At 62.7% G+C, this 23,831-nt stretch carries 26 protein-coding genes; 6 read left to right on the top strand and 20 right to left on the bottom strand.

The features are described from left to right. Nucleotides 1-5: 5 nt before the first annotated feature. The 11 genes from pufM to ACO06F_RS20805 all read right to left on the bottom strand — a co-directional run bounded on the left by pufM (nt 6) and on the right by ACO06F_RS20805 (nt 10,013). Nucleotides 6-983, bottom strand: coding sequence for a photosynthetic reaction center subunit M (gene pufM, locus ACO06F_RS20755; RefSeq protein WP_421694602.1), 978 nt, complete (start codon nt 981-983; stop codon nt 6-8). A gap of 18 nt (nt 984-1,001) precedes the next feature. Continuing rightward, the gene (pufL, locus tag ACO06F_RS20760; RefSeq protein ID WP_421694603.1) at nt 1,002-1,826 is read right to left on the bottom strand and encodes a photosynthetic reaction center subunit L; all 825 of its coding nucleotides are present in this window, start codon (nt 1,824-1,826) and stop codon (nt 1,002-1,004) included. A gap of 123 nt (nt 1,827-1,949) precedes the next feature. Then, nucleotides 1,950-2,135, bottom strand: coding sequence for a light-harvesting antenna LH1, alpha subunit (gene pufA, locus ACO06F_RS20765; protein WP_421694604.1), 186 nt, complete (start codon nt 2,133-2,135; stop codon nt 1,950-1,952). Between the two features lie 12 nt (nt 2,136-2,147). Next, nucleotides 2,148-2,366, bottom strand: coding sequence for a light-harvesting antenna LH1, beta subunit (gene pufB / locus ACO06F_RS20770; protein ID WP_421694605.1), 219 nt, complete (start codon nt 2,364-2,366; stop codon nt 2,148-2,150). A 141-nt stretch (nt 2,367-2,507) separates the two neighbouring features. Then, a complete protein-coding gene (locus ACO06F_RS20775; RefSeq protein WP_421694606.1) occupies nt 2,508-2,726 on the bottom strand; it encodes a hypothetical protein in 219 nt (72 codons plus the stop codon). Between the two features lie 49 nt (nt 2,727-2,775). After that, nucleotides 2,776-4,218 (bottom strand): chlorophyllide a reductase subunit Z, encoded by a 1,443-nt coding sequence (bchZ, locus tag ACO06F_RS20780; protein ID WP_421694607.1) that lies wholly within the window; start codon nt 4,216-4,218, stop codon nt 2,776-2,778. A 52-nt stretch (nt 4,219-4,270) separates the two neighbouring features. Then, nucleotides 4,271-5,800, bottom strand: a complete 1,530-nt coding sequence (bchY, locus tag ACO06F_RS20785) for a chlorophyllide a reductase subunit Y (RefSeq protein ID WP_421694608.1) — start codon at nt 5,798-5,800, stop codon at nt 4,271-4,273. Nucleotides 5,801-5,805: 5 nt separating this feature from the next. Then, nucleotides 5,806-6,756, bottom strand: coding sequence for a chlorophyllide a reductase iron protein subunit X (locus ACO06F_RS20790; RefSeq protein WP_421694609.1), 951 nt, complete (start codon nt 6,754-6,756; stop codon nt 5,806-5,808). Next, nucleotides 6,753-7,688, bottom strand: a complete 936-nt coding sequence (bchC, locus tag ACO06F_RS20795; RefSeq protein WP_421694610.1) for a chlorophyll synthesis pathway protein BchC — start codon at nt 7,686-7,688, stop codon at nt 6,753-6,755. Before bchC ends, ACO06F_RS20790 begins: the two co-directional genes overlap by 4 nt. Nucleotides 7,689-8,062: 374 nt before the next feature. Then, complete coding sequence (locus ACO06F_RS20800) at nt 8,063-9,148, bottom strand: methyltransferase (protein ID WP_421694611.1); 1,086 nt, start codon at nt 9,146-9,148, stop codon at nt 8,063-8,065. A gap of 1 nt (nt 9,149) precedes the next feature. Beyond that, complete coding sequence (locus ACO06F_RS20805) at nt 9,150-10,013, bottom strand: polyprenyl synthetase family protein (RefSeq protein WP_421694612.1); 864 nt, start codon at nt 10,011-10,013, stop codon at nt 9,150-9,152. Between the two features lie 96 nt (nt 10,014-10,109). On the opposite strand from ACO06F_RS20805, the gene crtD reads away from it, so the two are divergent. Further along, nucleotides 10,110-11,621: a 1-hydroxycarotenoid 3,4-desaturase CrtD gene (gene crtD / locus ACO06F_RS20810; protein WP_421694613.1), complete on the top strand. Its 1,512-nt coding sequence runs from the start codon at nt 10,110-10,112 to the stop codon at nt 11,619-11,621. Further along, nucleotides 11,558-12,478 (top strand): carotenoid 1,2-hydratase, encoded by a 921-nt coding sequence (locus ACO06F_RS20815; protein WP_421694614.1) that lies wholly within the window; start codon nt 11,558-11,560, stop codon nt 12,476-12,478. Before crtD ends, ACO06F_RS20815 begins: the two co-directional genes overlap by 64 nt. A gap of 40 nt (nt 12,479-12,518) precedes the next feature. Here the strand turns inward: ACO06F_RS20815 and ACO06F_RS20820 are convergent, their stop codons facing one another. Beyond that, nucleotides 12,519-13,175: a uracil-DNA glycosylase gene (locus tag ACO06F_RS20820; protein WP_421694615.1), complete on the bottom strand. Its 657-nt coding sequence runs from the start codon at nt 13,173-13,175 to the stop codon at nt 12,519-12,521. Continuing rightward, a complete protein-coding gene (locus ACO06F_RS20825) occupies nt 13,162-13,761 on the bottom strand; it encodes an NYN domain-containing protein (RefSeq protein ID WP_421694616.1) in 600 nt (199 codons plus the stop codon). The genes ACO06F_RS20820 and ACO06F_RS20825 overlap by 14 nt, the downstream gene beginning before the upstream one ends. Before the next feature lie 64 nt (nt 13,762-13,825). Here ACO06F_RS20825 and folK point away from each other — a divergent pair, with 64 nt between their 5' ends. The 4 genes from folK (at nt 13,826) to ACO06F_RS20845 (ending at nt 17,222) form a co-directional block, all read left to right on the top strand. After that, nucleotides 13,826-14,311 carry a 2-amino-4-hydroxy-6-hydroxymethyldihydropteridine diphosphokinase gene (gene folK, locus ACO06F_RS20830; RefSeq protein ID WP_421694617.1) on the top strand — a complete coding sequence of 162 codons (486 nt, stop codon included), beginning with the start codon at nt 13,826-13,828 and terminating at the stop codon, nt 14,309-14,311. A gap of 42 nt (nt 14,312-14,353) precedes the next feature. Continuing rightward, nucleotides 14,354-14,965: a L,D-transpeptidase gene (locus tag ACO06F_RS20835; protein WP_421694618.1), complete on the top strand. Its 612-nt coding sequence runs from the start codon at nt 14,354-14,356 to the stop codon at nt 14,963-14,965. A 104-nt stretch (nt 14,966-15,069) separates the two neighbouring features. Then, nucleotides 15,070-16,455, top strand: coding sequence for a peptidoglycan DD-metalloendopeptidase family protein (locus ACO06F_RS20840; protein ID WP_421694619.1), 1,386 nt, complete (start codon nt 15,070-15,072; stop codon nt 16,453-16,455). Nucleotides 16,456-16,556: 101 nt separating this feature from the next. Beyond that, complete coding sequence (locus tag ACO06F_RS20845) at nt 16,557-17,222, top strand: glutathione S-transferase family protein (protein WP_421694620.1); 666 nt, start codon at nt 16,557-16,559, stop codon at nt 17,220-17,222. Between the two features lie 5 nt (nt 17,223-17,227). Here the strand turns inward: ACO06F_RS20845 and ACO06F_RS20850 are convergent, their stop codons facing one another. The 7 genes from ACO06F_RS20850 to ACO06F_RS20880 all read right to left on the bottom strand — a co-directional run bounded on the left by ACO06F_RS20850 (nt 17,228) and on the right by ACO06F_RS20880 (nt 23,737). After that, a complete protein-coding gene (locus ACO06F_RS20850) occupies nt 17,228-17,968 on the bottom strand; it encodes an SDR family oxidoreductase (protein ID WP_421694621.1) in 741 nt (246 codons plus the stop codon). Further along, complete coding sequence (locus ACO06F_RS20855; RefSeq protein ID WP_421694622.1) at nt 17,969-18,601, bottom strand: 2-dehydro-3-deoxy-6-phosphogalactonate aldolase; 633 nt, start codon at nt 18,599-18,601, stop codon at nt 17,969-17,971. Beyond that, entirely contained in the window at nt 18,598-19,491 is an 894-nt protein-coding gene (locus tag ACO06F_RS20860; RefSeq protein ID WP_421694623.1) for a 2-dehydro-3-deoxygalactonokinase, read from the bottom strand. The genes ACO06F_RS20855 and ACO06F_RS20860 overlap by 4 nt, the downstream gene beginning before the upstream one ends. 51 nt (nt 19,492-19,542) lie before the next feature. Next, nucleotides 19,543-20,490: a hypothetical protein gene (locus ACO06F_RS20865; RefSeq protein WP_421694624.1), complete on the bottom strand. Its 948-nt coding sequence runs from the start codon at nt 20,488-20,490 to the stop codon at nt 19,543-19,545. Between the two features lie 74 nt (nt 20,491-20,564). Next, entirely contained in the window at nt 20,565-21,563 is a 999-nt protein-coding gene (gene araD1, locus ACO06F_RS20870) for an AraD1 family protein (RefSeq protein ID WP_421694625.1), read from the bottom strand. A gap of 228 nt (nt 21,564-21,791) precedes the next feature. Further along, nucleotides 21,792-22,703: an SMP-30/gluconolactonase/LRE family protein gene (locus ACO06F_RS20875; RefSeq protein WP_421694626.1), complete on the bottom strand. Its 912-nt coding sequence runs from the start codon at nt 22,701-22,703 to the stop codon at nt 21,792-21,794. Continuing rightward, nucleotides 22,700-23,737, bottom strand: a complete 1,038-nt coding sequence (locus ACO06F_RS20880; RefSeq protein WP_421694627.1) for a trans-3-hydroxy-L-proline dehydratase — start codon at nt 23,735-23,737, stop codon at nt 22,700-22,702. Before ACO06F_RS20880 ends, ACO06F_RS20875 begins: the two co-directional genes overlap by 4 nt. Nucleotides 23,738-23,831 lie beyond the last annotated feature (94 nt).

A 23,831-nucleotide genomic window follows, 5' to 3' on the forward strand; every position in this document is an offset into this window, starting at 1 on the left:
CGCTCCTATTGCGACGGGGCGGTGGCGGTGGGGTCGAGCACCGGCGCCGTCAGGTCGAAGGGATAGATCGGCGCCACGCCATGCTTGACGCCCCACAGGTACCAGTTGTCCACAACGGTGCCGGTGAGCAGGATGCCGATGCCGCCGACCAGCGGGCACAGCACCGCCATCCACCACGCCCAGCGGTGGATCGACTCCATGGTGGCGTTGAAGCCCATGGTCCAGCGCCAGAACAGTGCAGCGCGTTCAGACGCTGTGCCGCGATCGATGATCTGCTCGATCTCGCGTTCGCCGCCCAATCTGGAGACCGCGAGGATGGTCGCGCCATGCATGGCAAACAGCAGCGCTGAGCCATAGAGGAAGGCAATCGAAAGCATGTGGAAGGGGTTGTAGAACAGGTTCCCGTAGCGGATCGAGAAGGCCGCCGTCCAGTCGAGATGCGGGAAGATGCCGAAGGGCACGGCTTCCGAGAAATTGCCGAGGAGCAGCGGGCGGATGAAGCCCAGCACCAGGTATAGCCAGATTGCTGCCGCAAAGGCCCAGGCCACATGCGTGCCCATTCCAAGCGCGCGGGCCCGCCTGTAGGTCCTGAGCCACCACAGGAGGATCGATGTGGTCAGGAAGAAGCCCGCCATCTGCCACCAGCCGCCCTCGTTCAGCGGGGCAAGCCGCAGGCCATATTTCTCCGCCGGCGGCTCCAGGCCCAGCCAGAACAGCTGCCGCACGAACTGGATCGGGTTCCAGTTCACCGACGCCAGCATGTTGAGGCCGATGATCTCAATGGCGATGAAGCCGCAGATCAGCGAGGCGATGCCGAGGAAGCCCAGATAGAGGGGTCCGATCTGCGCATCGCCGATGGTGCCCAGCAGCCAGTTGGTGGTGATGCCCTTTTCGCGCGGCCAATTGCCGGGCTTCATCGGCACGCCCAAATCGGCGGGCCCATGGACTTGCACGCGGGTGAAGAGGTTTTGATATTCAATCATGATGATATGTCCTCCCGCTCACGACCAGATCGGCAGATCGAGCCACCATGTCCACCATTCCGGCCAGCCCCTGGTCCAGAACGGGCCGCTGATGATGATGCAGACGGCGCTGAAGAAGGCGGCACCGCAGGCGAGGTAGAGGCCCAGACGGTGAATGCCGAGGGTTCCGATCGAATAGCCGATGTGATCCCGGAAGAAGCTGTTCTCATGCTCGGCCGTCTTCACCGCCTCGCCCTTCTGAGGGTTGGTGGCGGAGAGCACGAGGCCCCCGTGCATGGAAAGGGCAAGCGCTGTGGTGAAGAACAGCGTGACGGCAATCATATGCGCCGGATTGTAATGGAAGTGGAGATACTGGTAGCCGACGTTCGACACCCAATCCAAATGGCTGATGATGCCATAGGGGAATCCATGGCCCCAGGCACCCAGCAGGAACGGCCTGATGATCTCGAGCGAGACATAGGCGAAGATCGCGAAGCCGAAGGCCACCGGCACGTGATAGCCGATCCCCAGCTTGCGGCAGATTTCCACTTCGCGCAGCGCCCAGGTGGTGAAGGCAGCCGTGGCGCAGATGGTGATCACCTGCCAGAGCCCGCCCTGCTTCAAGGGCGCCAGCGCCAGGCCATAGCTCAGGTCGGGGGGGGCGATGTTGATCTGCCAGAGGTTCCATGTGGGCCCGATGGCCGCGCCATAGACGATCAGCGCCGTGCCGATTGCGGAGAAGAAAATGGTGAGCACGCCGAAGAAGCCCACATAGAAGGGACCCACCCAGAAATCGAACAGATCACCGCCGATCAGCGTTCCGCCGCGGACGCGGTACTTCTTTTCGAAACTCAGCATTGCCATTGCGGTTACTCCGTTCCGGCATGGGCCGGCATTGTCATATCGTATCTTTGGTCGAAGCTCTGTCCGCGGACGGAACGTGAGATGAGGCACGTTCCGTCCACGAGTGTTGCGGAATGACCGGCCTCAGCCGATCATCTCGCTGACGGTCACATCCACGCTTGCCGCCTTCTTCATGCTGCTGCCTTCGAGCCAGTTGAACCGGTCGGTGGAGAGCAGGATGAAGTGGATGACGAGAGCGAGAACGAACAGGAAGGTGAACAGCGCCACCAAAGTCCTGCGGGGATCGAACAACAGCCATATGCGCCACATATTCAATCCTCCTTATGTGAACAGCGATGTGAGCTGGTGCAGAACCGGGCTCAGATCGGTGGTTTCATAGCCATTGGGTCCGGGCAGCCACGGGCGCCATTGCCAGGCGAGGAAGTGGGCGACAATCGCCACCACCGTGAAGGCAATGAAGCTCGTAACGAAGATGCCATGGAATTCCTTGGCTTCGGCTTCGGTCAGCCCCGAGGAGCTTGACCCATTGTTGTCGGCCATTTCACTGACCTCCGTCTAAAGGCCCGGGTTAAGGGGCCTGTTACCGCTGAATACCCGCGCGGCCCGGCGCCTGAGGCTGGATTAAGAGCCTGAGGCCTTCGCCCCGCTCCGAAAAGCGGCGCGAATTCGAAGTCCTTCGCTTCACATGAAGGCGAAGGGAATCGAGTTGTAGGTTGCGGCCTTGGCGGCCGCGAAAATCGATTTGCCGTCATCATGCCCGCCCACGCGCGGGCGCAGGCTGCGTGGCACAAGACGGGTGATGGTGATCGCCACCAGAAACACGGCGAAGGCGAGCCACATCAGGAAACTGAATTCGAGCTTCCCTTCATCATGGTGGCGTGCGGCATTGATCATCGACATTCTGGCATCCTCCCGAAGTCAGTGTAGATTTGTGTATGGAGACGCTTCATCACGCGAGCTCCTTGATTGCGGAACGAACATCGGCCTCGCCGACGCTTGAAGACTGCGCCATGCGGGCGCGCGCCTCGGCCCCGTCGCGCAGGCGCTTTGCAGCGGAAATGCGCACCAGAACGGGAAGGCCTTCCATGATGCCGTCGAGGGCGGCCTGGGCCGCGGCGTCCCACACCAGCTCCTGCTCGCGCCTTGCCGGCGTTGCCTCAACCTTGTCCATGTCGGTTGCCAGCGGCAGGATGTTGAACAGCGCATCGAACAGCGCGTTGCACACTTCCTGGATGAGATAGGTGGCACCGGCATAGCCCATGAAGGGCGTGCCCGTGTGGCGGCGAATGATGGCGCCAGGGAAGGAAGCGGGGATATACATGGCCCGGCCGCCGGCTTCCGCCAGATACATGCGCTCATTGTAGCTGCCGAACAGGATCAAAGGCGTGCGCTCCTTGATCAGTGTACGGATTGCGGCATTGTCGGTCTTCTCGCCCGCCTTGCGTGACACCGCGAAATTGCAGGGAAGCCCCATCTCTTCGCCGAGGAAATGTTCAAGGCCCCGCGCATAAGTCTCGCTGGCGACGACGCCGAAGCTGGCGGTACCGAAGAAGTCCTGCGTGACCGAGCGCCACAGATCCCACAGCGGCTTGATCGTGGTGTGCTTCTCGCGCTCGATGAAGGGTTCGGGGTCAAGCCCCAGGATCTGCCCCAGGCTGCGCAGGAATTTCGTCGTTGAATGAAGCCCGATCGGCGCCTGCAGATAAGGCCTGTCCAATGCCTCGCACAGCTTGCGGCCGAACTCGCGGTACATGCAGATGTTCGCATCCGCGTTCACCAGCTTCGGCACATCTGCCAGATGGCTGCCGAGCGGGAAGCACATGTTGATCTCGGCGCCGATCCCTTCAACAAGGCGGCGGATTTCAGCAAGGTCAGACCAGGTGTTGAAGGTGCCGTAGATGGGCCCGATGATGTTGACGCGCGGGCGCTCGCCCTCTTTGCGCGGCTTCTGCGCGGGGATCAGCTTCTTCTTGGAGCCGAATTCGCTCCACAGCCAGAACATGGCGCGGTCGGCGGATTGCCACTGGTCCTCGTCAATGGTGCGCGGCAGAAAGCGCTGAATGCCCGTGCCCTGCGGCGTCACGCCGCCGCCGATCATCTCGGCAATGGATCCCGTCACCACGACGCTCGGCATGGAGGGGTCCAGCGTCTTGTGCGCCCGGCGCATTGCGCCTTCGGTGCCATGCTGGCCCAGTTCAGCTTCGGACAGGCCCGTCACCACAATCGGCAGTTCATGCGGCGGCAGCGCATCGGTGTAATGCAGCACGGAGGTGACGGGCAGATTCTCGCAGCCCACCGGCCCATCGATGATGACCTGCAGGCCCTTGATGGCGGTGAAGACATAGACGGAGCCCCAGTATCCGCCCGCGCGGTCATGATCGAGGATCAGCATGGGAAAGCCTCCTGCGCGGCGAGGGGCTCTGTCCCCGAGTGCAAGCGGTTCCTCATGTCCCCACCGCCTCTTCGGCCTTGGCGCGTGCGGCCAGCATGCCGGCGTATTTCTTGCGGAACTCCGGGCGGTCCACGGGGGTCTCTTCCCACACGCCCGCGGCGTGGCCTTCGCCGACGCCTTCGAAGAAATCCCGCATCACGCCGAAGCGGTGCTGGTTGGCCAGTGCCGCATTGATGACCTGCGCCAGGGACCCCGCGCCGGCAGGGCCCATCAGCGGCCGCGCCGAAATCAGATTGGTGAAATAGAGGGACGGAATGGAGAGCGACTTCGCCTTCTGCACAACCGGCGTCGTGCCGATGGCGAGATCCGGCTTTGCGTCCATCATCGCCGCAATGTCCTGTTCCAGCGAGGCGCGGAACTGAACCGTCACGCCGCGCGATTCGAGCCAGGCGCGGTCGGCATCGGACCAGCGCGTGCGCGGGCAGGCGGTGCCAACGTAAGGCACCTCGGCGCCGCTTTCGATCAGCAGCCTTGCCACCAGCAATTCCGAGCCTTCGTAACCCGAAACCGTAATGCGGCCCTTGATGGGCTTGGCGGCCAATGCAGCCGAAATCGCGGGAAGAATGGCGTTCTGCGCAGCGGCGATCCGGGCGGGCGGAACATTGCAGGCCTCGCCAATCGACGCCAGCCAGTCCGCCGTTCCGTCATGGCCCACAGGGGCGGAGCCCACAACCGCGCGCCCTGCCGTTTCGAATTCACGGATCGAGGCTGTATAGAAGGGGTGGATCGCCGCCACGGCCGCGCAATCAAAGGCCGAGAACAATTCGCGCCATTCGCGCACCGGAACCACCGGGCCTGCTGCCAGGCCCATCGGCTCCAGCATGCGGCCGATGCCGACGGGATCAGCAGGGAACATTTCGCCCAGCAGGGTCACCGTGGGAAGGGCGCCGCGCGCGGTGCGGGGTGCTGCAACCGGGCCCTGGCGGATTTCGTCCGCGGCATATTTCAGCATCGCGGCGGAAAGAACGTCCTTGGCTTCCGCATGGGTGGGCACACCAAAGCCCGGCACATCAATGCCGATGATGCGAACGCCGTTGATCTCCTTCGGCAGAAGCTGCAGCGGCACGCCGGATGCGGTTGGAACGCAGAGATTGGTGATGACGATGGTGTCATAATCCGCAGGGTCCGCCAGCTTGAACACCGCTTCGCGAATGTCCTCGAAGAGCTTTCCCGTCACCAGCGTTTCGGAATTGAACGGCACATAGCCCACGCTCCGCCTGGCGCCATAGAAATGCGAGGTGAAGGTCAGGCCATAAACGCAGCAGGCAGAGCCTGAGAGAACCGTTGCTGTGCGCCGCATGCGAAGGCCAACGCGCAGGGATCCGAAGGCCGGGCACATGCTTTGCGGCTGGTCGTGGGGCCCCAGCTGATAGTCACGGGCATAGCGCTCCAGCACTTCGCTCTTGCCGGCAGCCTGTGCGGCTTTGGTCAGTTCTTCCTTGCCACCGTGGCAGGACGGGCCGGCGGCTTCGGCCGTGGCCTTCGCCGTCACTGTTCCTGTCCTGTCGATCAAGGTTGCCATTGCCCTTACACCGCGTCGTAAATGACTTCGAGGGAAGGCTTCACCACCAGGGTGCCGCCGCACATGTCTTCAAGGCTTGCGGGGTCCAGCACCACATTGCGGCCTACCGTGTCTCCGGAGAACAGGCCGAGCAGGCCGTCCTGGTCCAGGGGTGTTGGGCGCATCGGCGGGGCTTCGCCCACATTCGCGGCAAGCTCCGCGAAGAGGGAGCCCCATTCGCTTTCCGGCCTGCCGATGATTTCGTAATTCGCACTCTTTCGCCGAATGTCTTCATTGGCGGGAATGGAGGAGAGAACCGGAATGCCCACGGCCTTGGCGAAGGCATGGGCCTCGCCCGTGCCGTCATCCTTGTTGATGACGATGCCGGCCACGCCCACATTGCCGCCGAGCTTGCGGAAATATTCAACCGCCGAGCACACATTGTTCGCCACATAGAGCGACTGCAGATCGTTGGAGCCGACGATGATCACCTTCTGGCACATGTCGCGCGCAATCGGCAGGCCGAAGCCGCCGCACACCACGTCGCCCAGAAAGTCGAGCAGCACATAGTCGAAGCCCCACTCATGGAAGCCCAGCTTCTCAAGCAGTTCGAAACCGTGGATGATGCCGCGCCCGCCGCAGCCGCGGCCCACTTCCGGTCCGCCCAGCTCCATGGCGAACACGCCGTCGCGCTTGAAGCACACGTCACCGATCTTCACCTCTTCGCCCGCCAGCTTCTTCTTGGCGGAGGTTTCGATGATGGTCGGGCAGGCCTTGCCGCCGAAGAGCAGCGAGGTCGTGTCGCTCTTCGGGTCACAGCCGATCAGCAGCACGCGCTTTCCCTGCTGCGCCATCATGTAGGAGAGGTTGGCCAGCGTGAAGCTCTTGCCAATGCCGCCCTTGCCGTAGATGGCGATGATCTGCGTTTCTTTCTTGGGCGCGGCTTCCGGCTCGATGTTGAGGTCGATGCTGTTCATGAGAGCGCGCTCCAATCGAGGGCCATTTTGATGCAGTTGGGATCGGTGAATGCCTGGGCATAGGCCGCAGCGGCGGCCGATGCCTTGGCGTGGTGGGTGATGAGGCCTGACAGGCTGAGGCGCCGTTCCGCCACCAGCGCCTTCACGGCCTCCATATCGGCCTTGGTGAATTCCGCCGCGATCCGGATCCGCGCCTCGCGCATGAAGGCGGGCGGAAAGGCAAAGGAGAGGGGCTCTTCATAAAAGCCCGCCAGCGTGATCTCGCCGCGCTTCTTCAGCCGCGGCACCAGCATGTCCAGAAGGCCCGCGGCACCGCTTGCATCGCAAATCGTTTCATAGTCGCGGCGCTCATCGGCTTCAGGCGCGATCACGGCATAGCCATCCGCACCGTCGCGGCGCGCGCTTTGTGTTTCCCAGACGGTGGGCGCTTCGCCGCCAAGGGCGAGGGTCACGCGGGCAATCAGCCGTCCGAGCAGGCCGTGGCCCACGATCAGCTGCGGAAGTTCTGCTCCGGCCGAGGCCACCGCATGGTGCGCCGTCGCGGCCAGGGCAATCAGAATGCCGGTCTCGTCTGTGATGCCTTCGAGCGCCACGGCGCGCGCGGCGGGCAGCACGATGCGGGCAGCGGCTCCGCCGAACAGGCCCTTCACATCCTTGTAGCAATTGGCGCCCGGCACGAAGACCAGATCGCCCTCGGCAAAGCCAGGGCCGCCGCGGCTCACCCGCGCGACCGTCTCGTAGCCTGGAACCAGCGGGTAGCCCATTCCGGGGAAATTTGGCATCCGCCCCGCCCACAGAAGCCGCTCGGTGCCGGAAGAAATGCCGCTCCACACGGCATCGGCGACGATGTCGCCTGCCTTGGGCTCCTGCAATGCCACCGTCCTCAAACCCAGCTGGCCTGGTTGTTCGAGAACGACTGCGACCGTTTCCATCTGCTCGGTCTCCCCCGGAAGCTGCCGGACCTTTGAGTGGCCATCGGAGACTCCCTGACTGTCAGCTTACTCTTACACTTTTATGTGTCAATAGCGTCGAACAGATTTTGGGCAGGCTGAATTGACATATATCCGGGGGTTGGCCGGCCCGCCGTCAGGCGTCTTGCCTCGAAGGGTGCTCGTGTCATGCAGGGTGGGCGGCGGGGTGGTGCTGCGGGCATTCCGGCTGGGCCAAAACTGCGTCCGCGCCCCTCCCAAAAGGTCCTCCGAATTTCGCTCTCAAAGGCCTCCGAAACGCGCCCCAAAAGGGTTCCAAACAGCTCCGAAAACGCTCCGTTTTGCTCCAAACATCACCCGGTTTTTGTCGTCCGGCGCTACGGTGTGGTGAGGCGGAGGAGGCTGGTCACGACCGGGTTGCGGGTGCGGATGGGGGTGATCGACGCGAAGCCTGCGTCCCTGGCGAGGGCCCAGATTTCCGCCGGAGTGCGGGTGCGGCCTTGGCCCATCGCGGCGAAGTAGAGGCCGAAATAGGCATCGGCCACCGGCGCCGTTGCCGGAATGCCGGAGAGAGGTTCGGCCAGAATCAGCGTTCCCCCCGGGGGCAGCATCTCGCGGATGGCGGTGAAAAGGGTGCGGACGGATGGATCGTCATGGTCATGCGCGATGCGGATTAGCGTGGCGGCGTCCGGACCCCTGGGAAGCGCGTCTGTCAGGAATGATCCGCCATGGATTCCGTAACGAGTTCCAAGGTTTGTGCGGGCAATCTCAGCCACCGCAGGAAGGTCGAACAGGCTGAGCCTGAGGTTGGGGTGACGGGCGGCGGCTGCCTTGAGGAAGGTTCCGTTGGAGCCTCCGATGTCGATGACATGCTGGTGGCGGCTGAAGTCATAGGAGGCCAGAACTTCTGCAGCCACGGCCTGTTGCGAGCCGGCCATGAGGGCGGTGTATTCACCGGCATTCTCCTGGCTGGCGTAGCTCCAGAAGTCCTTGAGTTTGCAGTCATTTTTGGTTCCAGCGAGAACCCCCATGGGGTCCGACAGATCGTCATAGAGCAAATGATGGTGGGTGATGAAGCGCGCGATCCAGGGGTTTCCGGCGAGTGCCGCGCCATGGATGCCGAGGGTGTAGCTACCGGTACTGGTCCGGTCCAGAATCTTCAATGAAACCGCGGCCTTAAGTAGGCGTTCCAGGCGTTCCAACGGCCATCCGGTTCGCGCCGCAAGGGCTGGGGCCGTGAGGGGAGAGGCCTCCAGCATCTCGATCAGCCCGAGTTTCACCGTTGCATAGAGCACCTGCGAATAGGTGAAGCCTGCAAGGAGGTCGAACAGCTGCCGCGACCGGCGCCGGCTTACCGGCCTAAGTAACGGAAAATCCACGGCAAATTTTTGAAAGCCGGGGGAGGCCAGCAGCCTGTTCCGGAAGGCCAGCCACTGGTCGGCGGCGCGGCCTGCGAGACCCATGTCAGGCGGCGGCGGTGCGGGCGGAGAGGCCGGTGACCAGGCTCCGTGACACCGCCTCGATCTGGCGGCCCAGCGGTTCGGCGCCGGGGCAGGGCGGGATTGCCGCGCGGGCCAGTTCAAGCAGCTCCTCGAAATGCGCCATGGCGCCGCTAAAGCCCAGTTCTGCAACGAAATTCGGGGCGTGGTTGGTCTCGTCCTGATGCACGGGCTTGCCCAGTTTTTCGGGTGAGCCTGCAACATCGCGCAGGTCGTCCGCCACCTGGAAAGCCTCGCCGATCGCAAAGCCCAGCTTCTGCCAGGCCATCGGCTCGAAGCCGGAGGCGGCAGCGCCGCCCATGGTGCAGGCCGCGAACAGGGCCCCCGTCTTGGCCCGCTGGTAGCGCACGATATCGATTGTTTCTTCGCATTCCCATGCCTGGCCGGCGCAAATGCCCGATGGCCCGCCCACGCAGGAGGCGAGGATCCGCGTCAGCGGCGCCAGCCGCTCTCCCGCTTTGAGCGCCAGCCACTCGAAGCCGAGCACGATCAGCGCATCACCCGCCAGCACCGCAATCCGCTCCCCAAACGCCGCATGCACCGAAGGCTTCCCCCGCCGCAATAGCGAATTGTCAAAACAAGGCAAGTCGTCATGCACCAGCGAAGCACAGTGCAACAGCTCAATTGCAGTAGCGATTCCGGTCGCTGCCGGAGCGTTTTTGTTGCCACACGCGTTGCTCACCGCCAGCACCAACCGCGGCCTGATCCGCGCCCCTCCCGGAAAAACCGCATCGCGCAAAGCTGCCGCCAATTTGGGAGGGCAATCGTTCCCAGCCGCGTGGCCGACTGCCTGCTCGAGTTCCTGTTCGAGGCGCTGTCCAATATCCATGGGTCTCTCCTGCCGTCAAAGGGAAACGTCACTTGCGACTGTAAACAATTATTGACATAGTTGCCGGAGCTCTGCAACAGGCAAGCGCGGCACGCCATGTCACGGCATCGGACCATCATCATCGGGGCAGGAATTGGCGGGCTTTCCGCCGCTATCTCGCTTGCCGCCGCCGGTGAGGAGGTACTGGTGCTGGAACGCCAGTCCACTCCCGGCGGAAAGATGCGCCGCCTCAATGTGGCGGGGCATTTGATCGATGCGGGCCCCACGGTTCTCACCATGCGCTGGGTTTTCGAACAGATCTTTGCCGCGGCCGGTACGCGGCTCGAGGACCATGTGACGCTTGAACCCCTCGCCATTCTTGCGCGCCATGCCTGGAACGGGCGTGACCGGCTCGACCTTCACGCCAATGTTCAAGCCTCCGCTGATGCCATCGGCGACTTTGCGGGGGCCGGGGAGGCCAAGCGATTCCTGTCCTTCAGCGCAGAAGCGCGGCGCATTTATCAGACGCTAGAGACCCCCTTCATCCGCAGCCAACGGCCCAACCCGATATCGCTGGCGCTTTCCAGCGGCCTGGGCGGGCTGGCCGCCATGGCGCGCATCAATCCTTTCGAGACCATGTGGAAAGGGCTTGGACGCCACTTCAGAGACCCCAGGCTGCAGCAGCTGTTTGGCCGCTACGCCACTTATTGCGGCTCCTCTCCCTTTCTCGCACCCGCAACGCTGATGTTGGTGGCGCATGTGGAACAGGCGGGAGTCTGGACCGTCAAGGGCGGCATGCATGAGTTGGCGCTTGCCATGGAGACCCTCGCGCGCCGCAAAGGCGTGGTCATCCGCTATGGCGTTCCGGCGAAAGAGATTGCCGTCGAAGGCGGGCGTGTGGCGGCTGTGCGGATCGATGAGGAACATATTCCATGTTCTGCCGTCATCGTGAATGCCGACGCGAATGCCGTCGCCTCCGGACTGCTGGGGCCGGATGTGAAGCGAGCCGCTGCGCCCGTGGTGCCTTCACAGCGGTCTCTGTCAGCCATCACCTGGGCAGCGGCGGTTCGAACGTCCGGTTTTCCGCTGTCGCGGCACAATGTGTTTTTCTCCGGAGATTACCCGAAGGAATTCGGGGCGTTGAAGGATGGCTATCCGCCAGAACCCACCGTCTATGTCTGTGCGCAGGACCGCGAAGGCGATGTGGATGGACCAGAACGCCTACTGCTGCTTGTCAATTCTCCCGCCAATGGTGACGGACCACCCAAGCCGCATGCGGCCGCTGAAGCTGCGATGCTGCGAAAGCTCGAGCAGTGCGGGCTCACGCTGGACTGGGACAAGGACCGCATGATCATGACTGACCCCGCCCGCTTCGGAGACTTGTTTCCCGCAACAGGGGGCGCACTTTATGGAAGGGCTTCGCACGGATGGTTGGCATCATTTCATCGGCCGAAAGCCAAGACGGCAATTCCCGGCCTTTATCTGGCGGGGGGCAGCGTGCATCCGGGACCGGGCGTTCCGATGGCAGCACTCTCAGGGCTTCTGGCCGCGGAAAGCCTGATGGCGTGCCGGGTTTCGATGCCCCGGTTCCAGCCGGTGGCTACCGCTGGTGGTATCTCGACGGCCTGAGCGATGACGGACGCCATGGACTCACGATCATCGGGTTCGTCGGCAGTGTTTTCTCGCCCTACTATGCAAGGGCACGCCGCAGGGGTGGAGCGGACCCCGAGGATCACTGCGCCCTCAATGTGGCGCTCTATGGCGATGCTGGCCACCGCTGGAGCATGACCGAGCGCGGAAAGAGATTTGTTTCGCGCAACGAGACCCGCCTTGCCATCGGCCCCAGTGCAATGCGGTGGGAAGAGGGCGCGCTTGTCATCGACATCGATGAGGTGACGGTGCCTCTTCCATCCCGGCTCAAGGGTCAGGTCCGGCTCATGCCCTCCGCAATCTGCCACCATGATGTGGCACTCGATCCGCAGGGTCAGCACAGCTGGCGCCCGGTGGCGCCCTTCTCGCGGATCGAAGTGGCGTTGGACCGGCCGAAGCTCTCGTGGAGCGGGATCGGCTACCATGATTCCAATTGGGGATCCGTTCCGCTGGAAGACAGTTTCGAGAGCTGGGTATGGTCCCGTGCGGCGACGAAAGAGGGGTCATCAATTGTCTATGACACCCGCCTCCGAAGCGGGGAGAACAGAGCGTTTGCCATCGACATTTCTGCTGACGGAGGGGTGACGGGGAGAGCCGTTCCGCCGCGGCAGGAGATGACGGGAACATTCTGGCGCATGGCACGGCACATGCGTTCGGCGCGGCCCTTCCGCGCCGTCTCGCTGCTGGAGGACTCACCCTTTTATGCACGCACGCTGCTGCGTATGCAGACAGAGCACGGGGAGGCCGATGCCTTCCACGAGAGCCTGTCTCTTGCACGCTTCCGGAGCCCGGTGGTGCAGATGATGCTGCCCTTCCGCATGCCGCGGCGGGGGTGAGGGGGTGATTTGGTTTGCTCTCCTCTGCCGGGCGGACGCTTCAAAGACCGTCCAGATACTCGCGAACCCGGCCGAATACGGCGCGGAACATTTCGGGGGTGAGTACGCGGGTGTTGGTGTTGTAGCGGGAGCAATGATAGCTGTCGAAGAGGCGGATGCTGCCCAGTTCATGTTCGCCGCCGTGGCTGAAAGGGTGAGCAGACTTCCGTGCCGCGAGGGCTGTCAGCACGCCCTCATGGGCGACGCGGCCCAAGGCGACGATGGCTTTCAGATGGGGGAGCGCGGAAATCCGCGCGCGGAGGAACTGGTTGCAGGTCTTGATCTCCACGGGCAATGGCTTGTTCTGCGGGGGCACGCAACGGACGGCATTGGCGATCACGGCATCCTGCAGCTCCAGCCTATCATGCGGGTCGGCGCGGAAGATTCCCTTTGCGAAACCGAAATGGATCAGTGTTCCATAGAGAAGCTCTCCGGCAAAATCGCCGGTGAATGGGCGGCCTGTGCGGTTGGCACCGGCAACGCCAGGAGCGAGACCAGTGATCAACAGCCGCGCGCCATCCGCACCGAAGGTGGGTACGGGCGCGTTGAACCAGTCAGGATGGAGCTTTCGCTGCTCATGCCGGTATTCAACGAGGCGTGGGCAGAGCGGGCAGTTGTGCCCGGGCTCCCAGGGGTGCTGCTGGTCAGATATCGGCAAAATCCTCAAAGCTCTCGCGCGGCGGCGGGACGGGTGCCGGACGTTCGCGCCGCTCCGAGGGATCACGGCCGATCTCATCCCGCAGGTCGCTCAAGTCGATGAATTGGTCCGTCTGGCGGCGGAGATCATCGGCAATCATCGGCGGCCTTGTGGTGAGGGTCGACACCACCGTGACGCGGCGGCCCTTGGCCTGCACCGCGGCAACGAGCGAACGGAAATCACCATCGCCTGAAAACAGCACGATATGATCGAGCTGCTCTGCCAGTTGCATCACATCGACGGCGAGTTCGATGTCCATGTTGCCCTTGACCTTGCGGCGGCCCGTGGCATCGGTGAATTCCTTGGCGGGCTTGGTGACCACGCGGTAGCCATTGTAATCAAGCCAATCGATCAGCGGCTTGATTGGCGAATAGTCTGCATCATCGAGGAGGGCGGTATAATAGATGGCGCGGATCAGACGGGCGCGCTTACGGAAATAACCCAGCAAACGCTTGTAGTCGATGTCGAAACCGAGCGTCTTGGCTGTTGCGTAAAGGTTGGAGCCGTCAATGAAGAGCGCCACGCGCTCATCAGGATAAAAATGCATGGATGAAATCCCCTCGTCGTGTATGGCAGGGATTTAGACAGGCGCTCAACCACGCTCAAGCAAAATGATTCTGATTGCCCTTGGCAGCAACCGCAACGGCCCCTGGGGGCCCCCGCGTGAAAGCGTGAGCAGGGCGCTCAGACACCTGAACACCGGCGGGATCAAGATGAAGCGCGCCTCGCGTCTTCTGGTTTCTGCAGCCTTTGGTGTGACGGACCAGCCGGATTTCGTCAATGCTGTGGCGGAGGTTGAAACCAGCCTCTCGCCCGAGCAGTTGCTGAAGCGGCTGCACCTCATCGAACGCCGGGCGGGGCGGCGGCGCACGCTCCGCTGGGGACCGCGAACGCTGGACCTTGATCTGATCGATTATCACGGCATGATCCGGCGTGACAGTGCGCCGATCCTTCCGCATCCGGGCATTGCCGCGCGCATATTCGTACTGGCGCCAATTGCCGAAATTGCACCGCGCTGGCGGCACCCGCAAACACATCTTACGGCAGCGGCGATGCTGAAGAAGCTGGACCCTGGAGGCGAAGGCCGCCTGCTTTAAGCAGCGCTTAATGCAGAGCGTGCATATTGCACTCCGGCCGCCATGCGCTTGATCCTCATATATGTCATCCTCGCCCTCTCCGTGCTTCCCGCTGGTGCTCAGCAGGCATTCACGCCGCGAACCTTCCAGATCTGGGGGGGAATCGAGGACGGCAGCACGGCAATCACCCGTGAAACCCAGGGTATCGGGCTTGCGCCAGAGGACCGGCGGAGCCGTGTTGTCAGCTTCACAAGCGCGCTGCCGCCGGGCTCCATTGTGGTCAAGACCGGGGCGCGGCTGCTCTACTTCATTCTGCCGGATGGCAAGGCCGTGGAATATGAGGTGGGTGTAGGGCGCGAAGGTTTTACCTGGAGCGGAACTGACACCGTGTCCCGCAAGGCGCAATGGCCCGATTGGCGGCCGCCGCCGGAGATGATTGCCCGCGAGCGCCGCCGGGGACATGAGCTGGCGTCCTTCGTTCCGGGCGGCCCGGACAATCCACTGGGTGCACGCGCCATTTACATCGGCAGCACGGCCTTCCGGATTCATGGCACCAATCAGGCGTGGAGCATTGGAAATGCGGTGTCCTCCGGCTGCATCCGCATGATGAACGCCGATATCGTCGATCTCTATGACCGCGTGTCACTCGGAGCCGCCGTCGTGGTTGAGGAATGATGTTCGTCTTCTGTTCCAAAATGAATGACAACGTCTCAGCGATAACGCTCCCTTAACCTAACCAAGCCATTTTGATTGTGTCAGTTTGTTCTGGAGTTTGGGGCATGTCGTCCAAAGTTTGCCGTTCCGCTTGGAATGTCTCCAAGTCGCAGTTCCTGGTTTCCGCTGCCGCCGCCGTCATGCTTTCCGCATGCTCCGCCGACACAGAGCGCTTCACAACCAATGCCTCGGATGCGGACCCTGTCTATACCGCGAGCGTGCCGAAGCGTGTGACGGCCGCCAATGTGGGCATGGAAGACCAGGTGGCCGCAAAGCCGCTCACCGGTGCATCCACCCAGCCGCCAACTTATGACTATTCGAAATCATACCAGGCGCCGCAATACCGGCAGCCCGGCGTGAGCGCTGCGGCTCCGCAGGTCTCTTCCTCCGCACCAGCTGCGGGTGGAACGGTGACCGTCGGCCCGGGCATGACGCTTTACTCCGTGGCGCGCGCCAACAATCTTTCCGTTTCGCAACTTGCAGCGCTGAACGGCATCAAGCCGCCTTATTCTGTGCACACGGGCCAGGTGCTGCGGGTGCCCGCAGGTTCAGGCGCCGGCATGCCGCCGGCCGAAACGGCCAACAACGCCACGGAGACCTTCTCCGAACCGCCGTCCACGCCGATTGCGCCCAAGCCCGGGACGCCGATGGTGTCAAAGCCGTTCAAGTCCGGCCCGTCTGTTGCCGACTCCGGTTCCGGGGAACTCCACACAGTGGCCACGGGCGAAACGCTGTTCTCGCTTGGCCGGAAGTTCGGCCTGTCTCCCTATGCGATCGCCGATGCCAATGGGCTGCCGCACACAGCACAGCTCACCCAGGGGCAGAAGGTGCGGATCCCCGCCGGCAGCAGCGAGGCGGCACCTGTTGCCTCCCAGCAGGCGGCCGCGCCAAAGCTCGCGTCTGCACAGCCCGCACCGGCATCCGCCGGGAGCGAGGATAACCAGGACAGTGCCGGGACTGAGCCATTGCCGGGCTCTTCGCCGGGCAAGGCGGCCTCTGCTGCGCCCGATCCGTCCGCCGGGGGCGCCCAGGTGAGCGAGGGGGCTCCGATTGCCGGTGCGCCCGGCATGCGTTGGCCGGTGCGCGGCAAGGTTATTTCGGGCTTCGGCCCCAAGGCCAATGGCCTCAAGAACGAAGGCATCAACATTGCGGTGCCGGAAGGCACATCGATCCGCGCGGCGGCTGACGGTGTCGTCGCCTATAGTGGCAACGAGCTCAAGGGCTATGGCAATCTCGTGCTGATCCGGCATGAGGATGGCTATGTGACGGCCTATGCCCACGCCAAGGAACTATTCGTGAAGCGTGGCGACACGGTGAAGCGCGGAGATGTGATCGCCAAGGCCGGCCAGACCGGCTCCGTCTCCAGCCCGCAGCTTCACTTCGAAGTGCGCAAGGGTGCGGTGGCACTGGATCCGATGAAGTTCCTTTCGTCCAATACTGCATCCAACTAGCGTTTTGTCATTCGCGCGATGAGAGCCCGGAGCATTGCTGCTCCGGGCTCTTGCATTTGTGGGGTGATGCGGCATGCTCGCAGCTTGCGAGGAGCAGGGCCATGATTACGGTGTGGGGACGGCGCAATTCCGTCAATGTGCAGAAGGTACTGTGGGCGCTCGAGGAACTCGATGTGCCCTATACGCGCGAAAATGTGGGCGGCAGCTTCGGCGGCAACCGTGATGCCGATTTCATTGCCATGAATCCGATGGGGCTGGTCCCCGTGATCCGCGATGGCGATGTGACGATGTTCGAGTCGAACGCCATCGTGCGCTATCTCGCGGCGCGTTTCCGCGCGGGCGTGCTGCGGCCCGCGGAACACCGCAGCCTCGCCATGGCGGAGCAGTGGATGGAATGGCAGCAGCAGAATTTCGGTCCCGCCGTCGGCACGCTGTTCATGAACCTGGTGCGCAGCCTGCCGGAGAACCGCAATGCCACGGCGATAGCCGCTGCCGAAAAGCAGGCAGCCGAAGCAGCGCTGATCGCCGACTCATGGCTGGCCCGGCATGACTGGTTTGCTGGCGCTGCCTTAAGCTTCGGCGATATTGTGATGGGTGCCCTGTTCTGGCGCTACCGTGGGATCGACTGTGCCAAACCCGATACGCCGCATCTTTCGGAATGGATGGAGGCCGTCGAGGAACGTGAGCCCTTCCGCCGCGCGGTGATGGCCGTGCCGCGCGCAAAGGACTTAAGTGACTGGAACAGGATCGAGCGCGAGTCGGCTTGAACCCGTCAGCCCCGGCCGATATAGGGCATTTTCGTTGCCATGACGGTGACGAACTGGGCATTGGCCTCGAGCGGCAGGGAGGCCATGTAGAGGACCGTCCGCGCGACGTTTTCCACGTCCATGGTGGGCTCCGGCGCCATGGTGCCGTTGGCTTGCGGCATGCCGGTCTTCATCTTCTCCGTCATCTCGGTTCCGGCATTGCCGATATCGATCTGGCAGACGGCGATCCCATATTTGCGGCCATCGAGTGAGCCCGATTTTGTGAGGCCGGTGACAGCGTGCTTGGTGGAGGTATAGGGCGCGGAATTGGGCCGCGGCGCATGGGCTGAGATCGAGCCATTGTTGATGATGCGGCCGCCTGAAGGGGTCTGATCCTTCATCAGCCGGAAGGCCTCCTGCATGCAGTAGAAGACGCCGGATAGATTGACGTTGACGACGTTCTGCCACATCTCGATCGAGAGATCCTCGAGCATGATGGTGCCGGGTGCACCTGTGCCCGCATTGTTGAAGAGCACGTCGAGACGCCCGAACTTGGCCTTGCACGCCGCGAACAGCGCCTTCACCGACTTGGGATCTGCCACGTTTGTGGGGACCGCCAGTACATCGGGTCCGATGGATTTCGCCACCGCCTCCAGAAGGTCGGCGCGGCGGCCGGCCAGCACCACGTGATAACCTTCACGCGCGAAGGCAAGCGCCACCGCCTTGCCGATCCCAGAACCGGCACCCGTCACCATCGCAACCTTCATTCAGTCCCCCTTCAGTTCATTCCATGCCGCAACGAAACTGCGCGCGGCTCTTCCCACATCATCAGCGCTCGAGCCCGGCTTGTAAATGTTGGAGCCGATGCCGAAACCCGCACACCCCGCATCCGCCCATGCCTTCATGTTGGAAGGTGTCACGCCACCCACCGCGTAGAGGCTGGCGTGGGAGGGAAGCACGGCTTTCCACGCCTTCACCGTGACGGGGCTTGCGGCTTCCGCAGGAAACAGCTTCAGGTGCCGCGCGCCCGCGCGCAATGCGGCGAAGGCTTCGGTGGGCGTGAACACGCCGGGCAGGGGCAGCAGGCCCCGTTCCACCGCGCGGGAAATGACGTGCGGCGCGCAGTCGGGCGAGACGGTGATCTGGCCGCCAGCGGATTTCACCCGGTCCACGCTTTCCACATCGAGCACCGTTCCGGCGCCAACCACCATGCGCCCGTGAAAGCGGGCGGCGAGAGCGGCGATGGAGCGGAACGGCTCGGGCGAATTGAGCGGCACTTCTACGACGCGAATTCCAGCCTCATAGAGTGCGTCACCGATGTCCGTCACCTCATCAAGCGTCACCCCGCGCAGAATGGTGATGATGCCGCAAGCCTGTGCCGCATCTTCGAATCTCATCATATGATCCCTGCCTTCCGCGCGATGATTGCCAGTCCCTTGACGATCGCCTCAGGATCGCCATAGCGCACCTTGAGGCCTGCAATCTCGATTGCCTTCACATAGCGCCCGCCGATACCAGACGAGGCGAGCACGGCGTATTCGGCATCGTGCGGATTGCCCCGAATGGCGTGCGCCACTTCGGTGCCGATCACCTGACCCGAGAGATAGGAGGCAATAGCTTCCGGCGCCAGTTCCCCGAAGAGGCCGAGCGAGCGCGCCGAGAAGATGCGGTGGAGGAAGCCTGCCGGATCCTCAAGGGCAGCCCGCACACCCATGGCGAAGGCTTCTTCATCATCAGGCCCAGGCTTCATCAAGCGGCCGAGGATCGTGTGTTCCTTCAGCGCGGCGAAAACCTCGCCCGTTACATAGGTGGCGTAGAGAACGAGCCTGTCACCCTCAGTTGCGATCCATTTCGAATGGGTGCCGGGCGTTACGAAGTGGCTGACGCCCTGGTCGAGAGAACCGAAAACTTGCGTCTCTTCGCTCCGCATCACGTCCGGCATGCCATTGGGGGCGCGGTAGCTGAGGCCTGTGGAAAAGGCGATGTGGCGGCCGGAGGCGGTGGTGTGCCTGTGAAGCACACGTGCCAGATCGGCCGCACTAGCAGGGCAGGGGAGATAGGGAAGTTCGATCCAGCCCTGGCGCGAGGTGATCATGCCTGCCGCCATCACCGGAAGCTTTACGTCCCACTTGCCGATCAGGCGTTCGAGAGCGTCCTCAAACGCGCCGTCTTTCACCGCGAGAATGCCTTCGGCTGCCGAAATCGTGTCCTGCACGCGGCCATCCGCAGCTGCCAGATAGGCACGAAAGGAGGTTGTGCCCCAGTCGAGGGCGATGAAATCCGTGGTCATGCGCCATTCATAACGCGGGAGATGGCCAATTGCACGGCGGAAGCGATAGGTTCAGGGCAGCCTGTCGATTGCCGATTGGATGACCGGGTGGAGTTGCGGCTGCTCAGCACGCAGGGCCTCAATGAGCATTCGCTCCGCAGCTGAAAGGGAACCATCCCGCAAAATGCGCTGGGCGAGCCAGTGGGCCTCTTCATCCGTAACCGTCTCAGCCGCAATCTGGATGGCCTCGCGTCGGCGTAGGTACTCTTCCTGAAAGCCGGGCGCCCGATAGTTGGCAATGATGTCGCGAAGCCCCATGGCCATGCTGCGCATGAAACGGGCGGGGTCAGGTGTCGTGTCCTCAAGCCATTTCTCGCGCTGCAAGGCTTCTTCGCGGCTGGGGGGTTCGAAGCCCGAGGCGAACATCAGATGATTGAGCAGGGCCTTGACGAACAGGTCCGTCCAGGCTGGATCATCCTCCGCGCCGTGCCGCGCATCGTGAATGGCATAGATGACTTCGGCCTCACCGCGCGTGATGGCAATGGACTGCTGCCCGCCTGCGGCATAGAGCACACGGCGCAGCAAATGCACCTCGCGCGCCGAAATCCGGTTACTCCGCAGAACCTTCGCCTGCACCTCGCGCAAGGTGAAGACGGCCAGGTGTTCCGGGGTGGAAATTGCCTTGTCCAGAATGTTGACGAGGAGATCCAGCTCCGTGTCGCTACGCACCTGGCCGTCTCTCGTGATCTTCGTCAGCAGCCAGCTGACGTTTTCAGGGCTGACGTAGCCCTGTGGTGCGAGCTGGTTGACCATGAAGTCGGTCAGTGCCTCGATGAAGATATCCCGCCAGGCGGGATCGTAATTCTCGATCTGGTCATTGAGATTGAAGAGCCAGTTGGCTTCCTCGATGGAAATGAACCCATCGGGGTAGATAATGCGGCGGATCGCCAGCACATCCTGCGCCTCAATCCGCCCCCGGCGGATGATCTGGTTTTCGATGTCGGACAGGGCATTGGTCATGGAGGCCTCTCCACCAGGAAGGAAACTCCGATGATCTTACAGCAATTCTTAAACCTTAAGTTAAGCTGACCGCCTCAAAGCGGTTTTGCGCCCCCGGGCTTGTAGGCCGGCTTCAACGCTTTGAGCGGATTGCGCAGGGCTGCGCCGAAGGGTGCGGCGGAGATTTCAAACACGTCGCCATCCTGCGTTTTCACATTGTCCGCAATGGAGAGGGTCGCGGTACCGAAATAATGGATGTGGAGGTCACCCGGCCGGCGGAAGCCATCATATTTGAAGTGATGATATTCGAGATTGGCCAGCGTGTGGCTCATGTTGCCTTCCCCGGTCAGGAATGGCTTCTCCCAGATCACCTGACCACCGCGCAGGATGCGGCTCATGCCTTCAATCGAGGCAGGCACCTTGCCCACCACCATTTCCGGACCGATCGCAGAGTGCCTGAGCTTCGAATGCGCGAGATAGAGGTAATTCTGGCGCTCTGTCACGTGGTCCGAATATTCATTGCCGAGGGAAAAGCCAAGCCTCACCGGCCTGCCCTTGTCATCGATCAGATAGAGGCCCGCCAGTTCAGGCTCTTCGCCGCCATCGAGCGCGAAGGAGGGGAGCGGCAGGGGCTGGCCTGGTCCTACGAGCCATGATCCATCGCCCTTGTAGAACCATTCGGGCTGAACACCTGCATCTGACTTGGAGGCGGGCTTACCGCCTTCAAGGCCCATCTTGAACATCCTGAGACTGTCCGTCAGCTCCTCCCCTTTGCCCGCAAGCTTCTTGTGCATGCCGTCGCGCGCGGCGGCAGAGCCCAGATGGGTGAGACCCGTGCCGGTAATGATGCAATGGGCAGGATCGGGATGATCGACGGGTGTGAGCACGCGGTTCTCATCCAGTGCTGCTGCATAGTCCTCCGCCGCGGAGCCCGCGAGGGAAGACGCCATGGCGGAGAGCTTCACGCCCTCCTTCAGCGCCATGCGGGCAAGGTCCAGCGTGGTGGCGGCCTTTTTCAGCAGTACCACCTTGTCAGCGGCAACGAGGCCGACGCGGCGCTTGCCCTTGCTGTCGACGATCTGGACGATGTTCATGCGGTTTCTCCCCCTTGGCTGCTCTTGCTTATTCATGTTCGGAAATCTTTTCCAGAGCGTCGTGCTGGACGTTGAAACTGTTGATCTGGTGGCCAGCCCGCGAAGGAGGCTCGCCGGAGGGCCGGGAACGCCATTGCATTTGCGTGTCACCAAGTGCGCTGTTTGACGCTTACCCTTCTCCTATCCTGCGGACGGGAGAAGGGTAAACCGTCCATGATCACCACCCTCTCAACCCGCGAAGCGGTGTTTCTCAAATCCTGTGACACCGGGGTTGAAACAGAAGAGGCCGCCTTGCAAGGGGTGGCGGCGGAGGTCTTGGTCGGGAATGTGCGCGCGGGACGTCGTTACATACAGCGTGTCCAGTTTCGCTCCGCCGAAACAGACATTGGTGACGCGGCGGGCGGGCATGGGCACCAGGCGGTCGATGCGGCCCTTGGGATCAATCCGCAGCACACAGGATCCTTCCCAGCGCGCGCTCCAGATGAAGCCTTCGGCGTCGACTGTTGCGCCATCGGGATGGCCGTGGTCCTTCGTGTCATTCAGCACCCGTCGGTTTGAGATGGTGCCGCTGTCCAGGTCGAAGTCATAGGCCCAGATGATGTGGGCTTTCGAATCGGTGAAATAGAAGGTGCGGTTGTCAGGCGACCAGCAGGGTCCGTTCGAAACGCCAACATCTGTTTCCATGACGGTGGTGGTTCCGTCCGCCTCCACCCGGAACAGCCTGCCGGTAGAGGCGGTGATGTCCAGATCTTCGCCCAGGGGTCCGATGTTGTTCATCATGGTGCCGAACCAGAAGCGGCCTCTGGCATCGCAGGCGCCGTCATTGCCGCGATTGCCAGGCATTCCGGGGTCAATCTTCCGCCAGGGTGTGAGCGCGCCGGTTTCAGGGTTGAAGATTGCAAGGCCGGTGTGGGTGCCGACAAGAATGGTGCCGTCACGCCGGCTGGCCATGGCCGTGACCTTCTCGGTGAACTGCCATTTGCGCCAGGCGCCGCTTGCCACATGAAGCCGGTGAATGGCGGAGGGCTCGATGATGTCCAGCCACCAAAGCGTTTGGCTGGCCACATCCCAGAAGCATCCTTCACCCAGCCTGTCCCTTGAGTCCACAAGGCAGGTGACCGGAATTTCTGTGACCTTCATTCGTCTGCATCCTTTGGCCAGGTGTCCGAGATTTTGTAGCCGCCGGGCCAGGGATCATCCGGATCGAGCATCAAGGTCGATTGTCCGGTGATCCAGGCGCGGCCGGTGATGGTGGGGATGATGGCGGCGTGATTGCCGACCGTGGTGAGGCCTGCCACCTTTCCCATGAAGCGGCTCTCGATGATGGAGCGGCCGATATAGCTTTGGCCTTCCTTCAGCAATCCCTTGGCATGGAGCACGGCCATCAATGCCGAGCAGCCTGTGCCGGTGGGCGAACGATCTATTTTGCCAGGCTTGATCACGCAGGCATTGCGGCTGGAGAGCGCGCCATCGACGGTTTCCAGAGGTCCGGTCAGGAAGGCGAAGGAGAAGTGCTTCCATTCGGGCAAGTCCGGATGGCTGAAGCCCAGCTGTTCATTGCCCGCCTTGACGATCTTGCGGCCGATGACGGCGAGCTCACGGCCTTCATCCGGCGTGATCTCGAAGCCCAGCGCATTGGCATCGGCCATGACGAAGCTGTCTCCGCCAAAGGCCGTATCGACCAGGATGGTGCCGAGGCCTTCGACCTCAAGGGGGACTCCCATCCGGTCCGCAAAGGCCGGCACGTTGCGGAGCGTGATCGACTGCGCCTTGCCGCCGCTGCATTGGGCGGTCACCTCCACCAGGCCCGCCGGTGCTTCCAGCACCATGTGCGTGAGAGGCTCCGACATGGGAATGATGCCGGCATCCAGCAACACGGTTGCCACGCAGATGCAGTTGGAGCCCGACATGGGGGGCGTGTCTTCCGGCTCCATGATGATGAAGCCCATTTGTGCGGCCGGGTTCTTGGGCGGAACCAGCAGGTTCACATGACGGAAGACGCCGCCCCGCGGCTCGTTCAACACCATAGCACGGAGCTCGCCATCAGACGCGATGAAGCGGGACTGCGCCCACAGGGTTTCGCCTGGCGGAGGCGGCACACCTCCCACGATCACATCACCCACTTCGCCTTCGGCGTGGCAACCGATTACCTGAATGGCCCTGGTGCTTCGCAACGCTCAATCCCCCCCAACCTTACGAACTTGTCATCTCCCGCGCCCTTGAACTTGCCGCATTTCGCCATATTTGGCCAGTGTGGCGCCGGGCCCC

This window comes from Aestuariivirga sp. (assembly GCF_965227715.1).
In the GTDB taxonomy this organism is placed as follows: domain Bacteria; phylum Pseudomonadota; class Alphaproteobacteria; order Rhizobiales; family Aestuariivirgaceae; genus Aestuariivirga.

What these genes read in the sequence shown, in the direction of transcription:
- bchY (WP_421694608.1), bottom strand. Translation starts at nt 5,800, where the DNA reads ATGGCAACCTTGATCGACAGGACAGGAACAGTGACGGCGAAGGCCACG.
- ACO06F_RS20835 (WP_421694618.1), top strand. Translation starts at nt 14,354, where the DNA reads ATGCGCTTGATCCTCATATATGTCATCCTCGCCCTCTCCGTGCTTCCC.
- pufL (WP_421694603.1), bottom strand. Translation starts at nt 1,826, where the DNA reads ATGGCAATGCTGAGTTTCGAAAAGAAGTACCGCGTCCGCGGCGGAACG.
- araD1 (WP_421694625.1), bottom strand. Translation starts at nt 21,563, where the DNA reads ATGAACATCGTCCAGATCGTCGACAGCAAGGGCAAGCGCCGCGTCGGC.
- crtD (WP_421694613.1), top strand. Translation starts at nt 10,110, where the DNA reads ATGTCACGGCATCGGACCATCATCATCGGGGCAGGAATTGGCGGGCTT.
- ACO06F_RS20790 (WP_421694609.1), bottom strand. Translation starts at nt 6,756, where the DNA reads ATGAACAGCATCGACCTCAACATCGAGCCGGAAGCCGCGCCCAAGAAA.
- pufM (WP_421694602.1), bottom strand. Translation starts at nt 983, where the DNA reads ATGATTGAATATCAAAACCTCTTCACCCGCGTGCAAGTCCATGGGCCC.
- ACO06F_RS20860 (WP_421694623.1), bottom strand. Translation starts at nt 19,491, where the DNA reads ATGACCACGGATTTCATCGCCCTCGACTGGGGCACAACCTCCTTTCGT.
- pufB (WP_421694605.1), bottom strand. Translation starts at nt 2,366, where the DNA reads ATGGCCGACAACAATGGGTCAAGCTCCTCGGGGCTGACCGAAGCCGAA.
- ACO06F_RS20875 (WP_421694626.1), bottom strand. Translation starts at nt 22,703, where the DNA reads ATGAAGGTCACAGAAATTCCGGTCACCTGCCTTGTGGACTCAAGGGAC.
- ACO06F_RS20800 (WP_421694611.1), bottom strand. Translation starts at nt 9,148, where the DNA reads ATGGGTCTCGCAGGCCGCGCCGCCGACCAGTGGCTGGCCTTCCGGAAC.
- bchC (WP_421694610.1), bottom strand. Translation starts at nt 7,688, where the DNA reads ATGGAAACGGTCGCAGTCGTTCTCGAACAACCAGGCCAGCTGGGTTTG.
- ACO06F_RS20845 (WP_421694620.1), top strand. Translation starts at nt 16,557, where the DNA reads ATGATTACGGTGTGGGGACGGCGCAATTCCGTCAATGTGCAGAAGGTA.
- bchZ (WP_421694607.1), bottom strand. Translation starts at nt 4,218, where the DNA reads ATGCTGATCCTCGATCATGACCGCGCGGGCGGATACTGGGGCTCCGTC.
- ACO06F_RS20825 (WP_421694616.1), bottom strand. Translation starts at nt 13,761, where the DNA reads ATGCATTTTTATCCTGATGAGCGCGTGGCGCTCTTCATTGACGGCTCC.
- folK (WP_421694617.1), top strand. Translation starts at nt 13,826, where the DNA reads ATGATTCTGATTGCCCTTGGCAGCAACCGCAACGGCCCCTGGGGGCCC.
- ACO06F_RS20805 (WP_421694612.1), bottom strand. Translation starts at nt 10,013, where the DNA reads ATGGATATTGGACAGCGCCTCGAACAGGAACTCGAGCAGGCAGTCGGC.
- ACO06F_RS20840 (WP_421694619.1), top strand. Translation starts at nt 15,070, where the DNA reads ATGTCGTCCAAAGTTTGCCGTTCCGCTTGGAATGTCTCCAAGTCGCAG.
- ACO06F_RS20865 (WP_421694624.1), bottom strand. Translation starts at nt 20,490, where the DNA reads ATGACCAATGCCCTGTCCGACATCGAAAACCAGATCATCCGCCGGGGG.
- pufA (WP_421694604.1), bottom strand. Translation starts at nt 2,135, where the DNA reads ATGTGGCGCATATGGCTGTTGTTCGATCCCCGCAGGACTTTGGTGGCG.
- ACO06F_RS20850 (WP_421694621.1), bottom strand. Translation starts at nt 17,968, where the DNA reads ATGAAGGTTGCGATGGTGACGGGTGCCGGTTCTGGGATCGGCAAGGCG.
- ACO06F_RS20855 (WP_421694622.1), bottom strand. Translation starts at nt 18,601, where the DNA reads ATGATGAGATTCGAAGATGCGGCACAGGCTTGCGGCATCATCACCATT.
- ACO06F_RS20775 (WP_421694606.1), bottom strand. Translation starts at nt 2,726, where the DNA reads ATGTCGATGATCAATGCCGCACGCCACCATGATGAAGGGAAGCTCGAA.